Raw genomic sequence first — 5,411 nt, forward strand, 5'->3', positions numbered from 1 at the left:
CCCTGGTGAAATTAGCGCTGTGGAACCACCCGATCCCATCCCGAACTCGGAAGTGAAACGCAGCTGCGCCGATGGTAGTGTGGCTCAAGCCATGCGAGAGTAGGTCATCGCCAGGGTTTACACCCAAAACCCCGCTGCTCACGCAGCGGGGTTTTTCTTTGTGCGCGGAAAATGCGCACACGTAGGACCCTACCGGGCGATGTTATGCACATGCTCCAGTGCCGGCCGGGTGAACGTGATTTCGTGCAGGACCTCGAACAGGGGCTTGAGCACCGGGCTCGACAGCGCCAGCTGCGCGGGCTGCTGCAGACAGGCTTCAATGTAGTTCAGCAGTTCCCCCGCCCAGTGCCGTGACGCGTCGTCCGCAGGAACGACGCGCGCGATCTCCGCACGCAGCACGTCGGCTACGGCGCTGCGGAACGAAAGCGGCAACGGGGTCCCCAGGCCGAACAGGTCGCGCAGCTGTCGCGATTCCAGCAGCAGTTGCAGGTCGCTCGGCAGCACCCGCCACGCTGCCGCGACAAAGGCACGCCACCGGTACAGGGTGGGCACATCGATGCGCTCCAGTCCTGGTGTATCGCGCATCGCGGTAGCCGCATGGGTCAACCACTGTGCGATCACCTGCGACCACGCTGCGTCCAGCACTGGATTGACAGGTGAAGACGGCGGCGATGCGTTGTGGAGGTTCTGCAGAATGCCTTCGGCCAATCGCGGCGGGCAGCTGGCGGGACGTGGTGCGCCCCGCAACTCGGGCGGGATGGTGCAGTGCCCGCGGCCCAACGTGGAGGTAGCTGAGACCGTGGAAACGGAGGAGACAGCGGAGGCGGTGGACGAGAAAGGCATGCAGCACTCGCAGACAGGGGCAATCGACGTTGCCGAGAGCACCCACTACATTCCCATGCCTCCCGGTCCGCAATGACGCTGCTCCGAGGTGCCGCTACCCAGGGCTCGCCGTCTATCCTTCCTGCAGGAAGGCGGTAATCACTGCCGCCACCGTGCCCGGATGCTCCATGTGCAGGTGGTGGGTGCCCGGGAACACCGCCATCCGACCATCGCGCAGAAGCTTGATGCGTTCGCTGCGCAGCGGCTCCGGGTAGTAGGACTGTGCCGGACTCGCGTAGATCACCTGGGTCGGGCACTCAATCGCCGCAAGCAGGTTGTCGATCTGCGCCTCACTCATCCGCAGTGCCGTGGGCAGCATCAGGCGTGGATCGCTGCACCAGCTGTAGCCGCCTTCCACCGGCATCACGCCACGCTCCACCAGCAAGCGCGCACAGGGCTCGCTAAGCTGGTTGGCCATCATGCGTGCGCGCACGGGCGCAGCGAGGTCGGCAAACACGCGCAGGCGCTTTTCGCCCAGCCGGCGCGCGGCCTGCACATGCTCGCGCAGTCGCGTGGCGGTTTCTTCTTCCGGACCGCGCAGGCCGCCGAGTGCCTCGATGGCGATCAGGCGCTCGATGCGCTCCGGTGCCGCCGCCGCAGTCAAACTGGCGATACCGGCTCCCATCGAATGGCCGAGCAGGGTGAAGCGGTCCCAGCCCAGTGCATCGGCTACTTCCAACACATGGCAGATCGCGCCGGGCGTGTTGTACTGCGACCCGGGCGGAAGATGCCCACTGCGGCCGTGGCCGGGCAGATCGATCGCGACCAGGTCCACCGCCGGCAGGTGCGCGGCGAGCGGGACGAAGCTGGCCGCGTTGTCGAGCCACCCGTGCAGCGCCAGCACGCGAGGGGCATCGCGGTGTGCCGAGCGCAGGCCGGCGACCGTGGTGGTGGCCAGCGGCAGGGTGAACGGCTGCAGCATCATGTGAGTGCCGCCACGCTCAGCCGCGACAGCGCCAGCGCATGCTCCGGCGCGTCATTGAGGCAGGGGATGTAGCGCATCTGCGCGCCACGCTCGGCGACGGTTTCGGTGAAGCCCATGGCCACTTCTTCCAGCGTTTCCAGGCAGTCGGTGGCAAACCCGGGGCAGACCACGTCGATCTGCTTGGTACCGGCTTCGGCCAGTGCCCACAGGGTGGGTTCGGCATACGGCTGCAGCCACTTCTCACGACCGAACCGCGACTGATAGGCCAGCTGCCACTCGCCCTCGCCCAGGCCCAGTGCGTCGGCGATGGCCTGCGCGCTGGCCTCGCAACGCTGCGGATAAGGATCGCCGGCATCAGCCAGTCGCTGCGGAATGCCATGGAACGAGAACAGCAGCTTCTCGCCGCGCCCATGCTGCGCCCACCAGGTGCGGATGCTGCCGGCGACCGCCTCCACCCACTGTGGATCCGCCGCATAGTCGCGCACCAGGGTCACAGTGACCCCAGGGTGGCGCGGCTGCCACTCACGCAGCTGATCCTCGATCGACGCGGTCGTGGTGGTGGAGTACTGCGGGTACAGCGGCAGCACTACTACCCGGCGGACGCCTTCGGCGGCCAGCCGGTCCAATTCGGCGGTCAGTGCGGGCGCGCCGTAGCGCATGGCATGGCGCACGGTCAGATTCGGCATCAAGCCCTGCATCGCGGCCGCCAGCCGCTGGGTATAGACCATCAGCGGCGAACCTTCCGGCAGCCAGACCTGCGCGTACTTGGCGGCGGAGCGGCCACTGCGCAGCGGCAGGATCAGCCCGTACAGCAGCGGCTTCCACAGCAGGGCCGGAATCGAAACCACGCGCGGGTCACTGAGAAACTCCGCCAGATAGCGCCGCACCGCGGGTGCGGTAGGGGTCTGCGGTGTGCCGAGATTGACCGCCAGCACAGCGGTGTGGGGGGCGTCGAGCATGGAGGATATTCTCGCAGGTCCGGGATACTCATTGCGGATTCATTGAAACCTGACTAATTTCGGGTAGACCAATGCGTGCCCACTTTCGTGGGCACCTACCGGCGATCTACCGACCCGGTGCAGTACATTCCACGTTTATCTTCGGAGACCACCATGCGCCGCTTCCGCCTTGTCCTGTTGATCTCTGCCAGCCTGCTGTCGGCCCAGGCCGTGGCCGGGCCCCAGGAAGACCAGCGCGCCCGCAATGCGGTGCGCGTGCTCAATGAAATCCAGTCCATCCCCGAACAGGGTATTCCGGACAAACTGCTCGACGAAGGCCGCGCCATCGTCGTCATTCCCGACACCATCAAGGCCGGCCTGGTCATTGGCGGCCGCCGTGGCCACGGCCTGATGTCGGTCAAGAACCCCGACGGCAGCTGGTCCAACCCGGTGTTCATGAAGCTCACCGGCGGCAGCATCGGCTTCCAGGCCGGCGTGCAGTCCTCCGACGTGGTGCTGGTGTTCCGCAACGACCGCAGCCTGGACAACCTGGTCAACGGCAAGTTCACCCTGGGCGCGGATGCGGGCGTGGCCGCCGGTCCGGTGGGCCGCAATGCCGCTGCCGCCACCGATGGCCAGCTCAAGGCCGAAATCTGGTCCTGGTCGCGTGCGCGCGGCCTGTTCGCCGGCGTGGCGCTGGACGGCGCGGTGCTGCAGATCGACGACGAGGCCAATCTGGACGCCTACGGCAGCAGCACCACCCCGCGCATGATCTTCGAAGGCCGCGTCGGCGAGTCGCCGTCGATGGACGTGGTCGCCTTCCGTGACCGCCTGGAAGAGGCCACCTATTCAGCGCGTGCCAATCGCGGCACCGCGGGAGCCGCTCCGGCCCCCCGCACCGCGCAGAGTGCTGCGCCGGCCCCCGCGCTGCCGGCGGCTGAACAGGCCACGGGCGGGGCCACGACCGCTCCGCTGCAGGCCGTTCCGGCACAGCCGGCAGCCCAGCAGGGCTTCCAGCCGGTGGGCGAGGGCGAGATCCGCACCGAGTCGCTGGACGGCAACTGACTTTCGTCACGCGCGCCGTCATGGTGGCGGTGCGCTATGCTCAACCTCCTGTTTACTAGGTACGCGAGCAGCACATGGGCAGTATGAGCTTGTGGCATTGGGTGGTGGTGCTGGTCATCGTGCTTCTGGTGTTCGGCACCAAGAAGCTGACCAGCGGCGCCAAGGACCTTGGCAGCGCCGTCAAGGAATTCAAGAAGGGCATGCGCGATGAAGACGCGCCGCCTGCGCAGCTGAATGACCAGTCGCGCACGACCGATTCGACGACGTCCTCGCAGAACGAGCACGACCGCGACCGTCGCTGACCGGACGATCTGGCGTGTTTGATATCGGCTTCAGCGAACTGCTGCTGATCGCAGTGGTCGCCCTGGTGGTGCTTGGCCCGGAACGCCTGCCCAAGGCAGCGCGTTTTGCCGGGCTGTGGGTGCGCCGTGCGCGCAACCAGTGGGATTCGGTCAAGCAGGAGCTGGAGCGCGAACTGCATGCCGATGAGATCAAACGTCAGTTCCGCGAAGCACAGCAGTCGGTGCAGGACACCGAGGCGCAGCTGCGCGCCAGCGGCGAAGCCGCCCGCCGCCAGGCCGAGGAACTGCGCCAGGACGTGGCGGGTAGCGCGCCGGGCAACGCCGACGAACCGCTGATGACCGGCCCGGCACCGGATTCGCCTGCCAGCGTGGCCCAGCATGTGGTGCCGGAGCCGCAGCGCGATGCGATGTCGCCGCCGGGCATCGACGGCGGTTCGCCGCGCGACCCGGCTCCGGAACCGACCACAGACACGCCGCCGGAGGCCAAGCCATGAGCGGTCACGACGCACCCGAGAGTGGCTTGATCGAACACCTGATCGAACTGCGCGCGCGGCTGATGCGGGGGCTGATCGGGCTGGGCGTGATCCTGCTGGGGCTGATGCCGTTCTCGCGCCAGATCTACACCTGGCTGGCCGAGCCGCTGGTGTCGCAGCTGCCGAACGGGCAGTCGATGATCGCCACCAATCCGGCCGGCGCGTTCTTCGCGCCGTTGAAGCTGACCTTTTTCGTGGCGCTGTTCATCGCGGTGCCGTGGCTGCTGTTCCAGCTGTGGTCGTTCGTGGCCCCCGGCCTGTACGCGCGCGAGAAGCGCCTGGCGGTGCCGTTGCTGGTGTCGTCGGTGCTGCTGTTCTACATCGGCTGCGCGTTTGCCTACTTCCTGGTGCTGCCGGCCGTGTTCCACTTCCTGACCACGTTCCGCCCGGACGTGATTGCGATCACGCCCGACGCGAATGCCTATCTGGATTTCGTGCTGGCGATCTTCTTCGCCTTCGGCAGCAGTTTTGAACTCCCGGTGGCGATGGTGATCCTGACCCTGCTGGGCTGGATCTCGCCGGAACAGTTCAAGGAAAGCCGTGGCTACGCGATTGTCGGCATCTTCGTGCTGGCCGCGGTGCTGACCCCGCCGGACGTGGTGTCACAGCTGATGCTGGCCATCCCGATGTGCCTGCTCTACGAGCTGGGCATCCATGCCGCCAGGTGGCTGGTGCCGAAAAACAAGGCGGAAACCGCGTAGAGCCACGCCCTGCGTGGCTTCGACCAAGGTGGCACCGCGCAGCCACGCAGGGCGTGGCTCTACGG

General features: G+C 66.9%; 7 protein-coding genes and 1 rRNA gene. 5 read left to right on the forward strand and 3 right to left on the reverse strand.

Features of this window, described 5'->3' with window-relative positions; all coding sequences use genetic code 11:
* The first annotated feature begins 1 nt into the window (after position 1).
* Positions 2-116, forward strand: a 5S ribosomal RNA gene (gene rrf, locus QMX83_RS19755).
* 73 nt (positions 117-189) lie between these two features.
* Here the strand turns inward: rrf and QMX83_RS19760 are convergent.
* The 3 genes from QMX83_RS19760 to hemH form a co-directional block, all read right to left on the reverse strand.
* Positions 190-843: a hypothetical protein gene (locus QMX83_RS19760; protein WP_282298351.1), complete on the reverse strand. Its 654-nt coding sequence runs from the start codon at positions 841-843 to the stop codon at positions 190-192.
* A gap of 112 nt (positions 844-955) precedes the next feature.
* The gene (locus QMX83_RS19765; protein ID WP_282298352.1) at positions 956-1,807 is read right to left on the reverse strand and encodes an alpha/beta hydrolase; all 852 of its coding nucleotides are present in this window, start codon (positions 1,805-1,807) and stop codon (positions 956-958) included.
* Positions 1,804-2,766 (reverse strand): ferrochelatase, encoded by a 963-nt coding sequence (gene hemH / locus QMX83_RS19770; protein ID WP_282298353.1) that lies wholly within the window; start codon positions 2,764-2,766, stop codon positions 1,804-1,806. The genes QMX83_RS19765 and hemH overlap by 4 nt, the downstream gene beginning before the upstream one ends.
* Positions 2,767-2,919: 153 nt before the next feature.
* On the opposite strand from hemH, the gene QMX83_RS19775 reads away from it, so the two are divergent.
* The 4 genes from QMX83_RS19775 (at position 2,920) to tatC (ending at position 5,346) form a co-directional block, all read left to right on the forward strand.
* Positions 2,920-3,810 carry a lipid-binding SYLF domain-containing protein gene (locus QMX83_RS19775; RefSeq protein ID WP_282298354.1) on the forward strand — a complete coding sequence of 297 codons (891 nt, stop codon included), beginning with the start codon at positions 2,920-2,922 and terminating at the stop codon, positions 3,808-3,810.
* 74 nt (positions 3,811-3,884) lie between these two features.
* Positions 3,885-4,112, forward strand: coding sequence for a Sec-independent protein translocase subunit TatA (tatA, locus tag QMX83_RS19780; RefSeq protein WP_282298355.1), 228 nt, complete (start codon positions 3,885-3,887; stop codon positions 4,110-4,112).
* 14 nt (positions 4,113-4,126) lie between these two features.
* Positions 4,127-4,606, forward strand: a complete 480-nt coding sequence (gene tatB / locus QMX83_RS19785) for a Sec-independent protein translocase protein TatB (protein ID WP_282298356.1) — start codon at positions 4,127-4,129, stop codon at positions 4,604-4,606.
* Complete coding sequence (gene tatC, locus QMX83_RS19790; RefSeq protein ID WP_282298357.1) at positions 4,603-5,346, forward strand: twin-arginine translocase subunit TatC; 744 nt, start codon at positions 4,603-4,605, stop codon at positions 5,344-5,346. The genes tatB and tatC overlap by 4 nt, the downstream gene beginning before the upstream one ends.
* Positions 5,347-5,411 lie beyond the last annotated feature (65 nt).

The sequence above is a fragment of the Stenotrophomonas sp. PS02289 genome, assembly GCF_029960115.1.
Classification (GTDB): domain Bacteria; phylum Pseudomonadota; class Gammaproteobacteria; order Xanthomonadales; family Xanthomonadaceae; genus Stenotrophomonas.

Bases quoted from the DNA above. Each gene is read 5' to 3' on its own strand.
- tatA (WP_282298355.1), top strand. From the start codon at position 3,885: ATGGGCAGTATGAGCTTGTGGCATTGGGTGGTGGTGCTGGTCATCGTG.
- QMX83_RS19760 (WP_282298351.1), bottom strand. From the start codon at position 843: ATGCCTTTCTCGTCCACCGCCTCCGCTGTCTCCTCCGTTTCCACGGTC.
- QMX83_RS19765 (WP_282298352.1), bottom strand. From the start codon at position 1,807: ATGATGCTGCAGCCGTTCACCCTGCCGCTGGCCACCACCACGGTCGCC.
- hemH (WP_282298353.1), bottom strand. From the start codon at position 2,766: ATGCTCGACGCCCCCCACACCGCTGTGCTGGCGGTCAATCTCGGCACA.
- QMX83_RS19775 (WP_282298354.1), top strand. From the start codon at position 2,920: ATGCGCCGCTTCCGCCTTGTCCTGTTGATCTCTGCCAGCCTGCTGTCG.
- tatC (WP_282298357.1), top strand. From the start codon at position 4,603: ATGAGCGGTCACGACGCACCCGAGAGTGGCTTGATCGAACACCTGATC.